Below are 1635 nucleotides of genomic sequence, written 5' to 3' on the forward strand. Positions count from 1 at the left end.
AAACAAACCAAATAATAGATGATCAAACTTGACACGAAGTGCTTAGAAACCTACCACTTGCTGGGCCATTTCGTCGTCACCGAGGATCAGTGCGTACAGCGCACCGCTCTTGTCGGCCTTCTTGAACTGGCTTTTGAAGCTGCCAGCGCCGGCATTGACTTGCAGACGCAGGTTTGGAAGCTGATCACGTACACGCTCGGCCAGCACCAGACCAGCCAGCTCGGCTTCTTCACCGAAGGCACAGAGGTAGACGTCGACCTGACGGGAAATTTCTTCCGGGATCTGCTCAAGAGTTTCGAGCATCAGTACCAGACGTTCGATGCCCATGGCGAAACCAACGCCGGTGGTCGGCTTGCCGCCCATTTGCTCGACCAGACCGTCGTAACGACCGCCCGCGCAAACAGTGCCCTGGGCGCCGAGCTTGTCGGTGACCCATTCGAAAACGGTTTTGCTGTAGTAATCGAGGCCACGTACCAGCTTCGGGTTGAGCACGTAAGGAATGCCGACGGCATCCAGACGGGCCTTCAAGCCTTCAAAGTGTGCACGGGACTCGTCGTCCAGGTAATCGGCCATCTTTGGCGCATCGACCAGCACGGCCTGGGTGTCGGCATTTTTGGTGTCGAGCACACGCAGGGGGTTGGTTTTCATGCGGCGCTGGCTGTCTTCGTCGAGCTTGTCGTGGTGCGCCGAGAGGTACTCGACCAGCGCTTCACGGTAGCGACCACGGGACTCGCTGGTGCCCAGGCTATTGAGTTCGAGTTTGACCGCATCACGGATGCCCAGCTCGCCCCACAGGCGCCAGGTCATGGTGATCAGCTCGGCGTCGATGTCCGGACCATCGAGGTTGAACACCTCAAGACCGATCTGGTGGAACTGACGATAACGGCCTTTCTGCGGACGCTCGTGGCGGAACATCGGGCCGATGTACCAGAGTTTCTGCACCTGGCCACCGCCAGTGATGCCGTGCTCGAGCACTGCACGTACGCACGCCGCGGTGCCTTCCGGACGCAGGGTCAGGGAGTCGCCGTTGCGGTCTTCGAAGGTGTACATCTCTTTTTCGACGATGTCGGTCACTTCACCGATCGAGCGCTTGAACAGCTCGGTGAACTCGACGATCGGCATACGGATCTGCTTGTAACCGTAGTTATCCAGCAGACGCGCAACAGTGCCCTCGAAATAACGCCACAGGGGGGTCTGTTCGGGCAGGATGTCGTTCATGCCACGAATGGCTTGCAATGACTTGCTCACTATAAATCCTTAAATTCGTTCGGCTCTGTAGGCTCAGCCGCGCGCGATAACCGCTGCGTCAGCTTCGACCTTTTCGGCCGCTTTCTGGCGGATCAGCTTTTCCAGATGATCCACCAGATTTTCATTCGTCAGTTTCTGCGCCGGCTTGCCGTCGATGTAAATCAGGTTTGGCGTGCCGCCGGTCAAGCCGATATGGGCTTCCTTGGCTTCGCCGGGGCCGTTGACCACACAACCGATCACCGCAACATCCAGCGGCACCAGCAGGTCTTCAAGGCGCCCTTCCAGCTCGTTCTTGGTCTTGACCCCATCGACGTTCTGGCGCGAGCAGCTCGGGCAGGAGATGAAGGTGATACCACGGGACGGCAAATGCCAAGACTTGTGAATGTC

1 protein-coding gene and 1 pseudogene are annotated in these 1635 nt (G+C 58.1%); both read right to left on the bottom strand.

Annotation, left to right across the window (positions count from 1 at the left end; translation table 11 throughout):
• Positions 1-45: 45 nt before the first annotated feature.
• Positions 46-1248: pseudogene (hisS, locus tag ACIQVE_RS27885) on the bottom strand (histidine--tRNA ligase); the annotation flags it as partial.
• A gap of 33 nt (positions 1249-1281) precedes the next feature.
• The coding region (locus ACIQVE_RS27890; RefSeq protein ID WP_402814838.1) for a flavodoxin-dependent (E)-4-hydroxy-3-methylbut-2-enyl-diphosphate synthase at positions 1282-1635 on the bottom strand (354 nt) is incomplete at its 5' end.

Origin of the sequence: Pseudomonas sp. NPDC098747, from assembly GCF_044760045.1 — a bacterium.
Taxonomy (GTDB): domain Bacteria; phylum Pseudomonadota; class Gammaproteobacteria; order Pseudomonadales; family Pseudomonadaceae; genus Aquipseudomonas.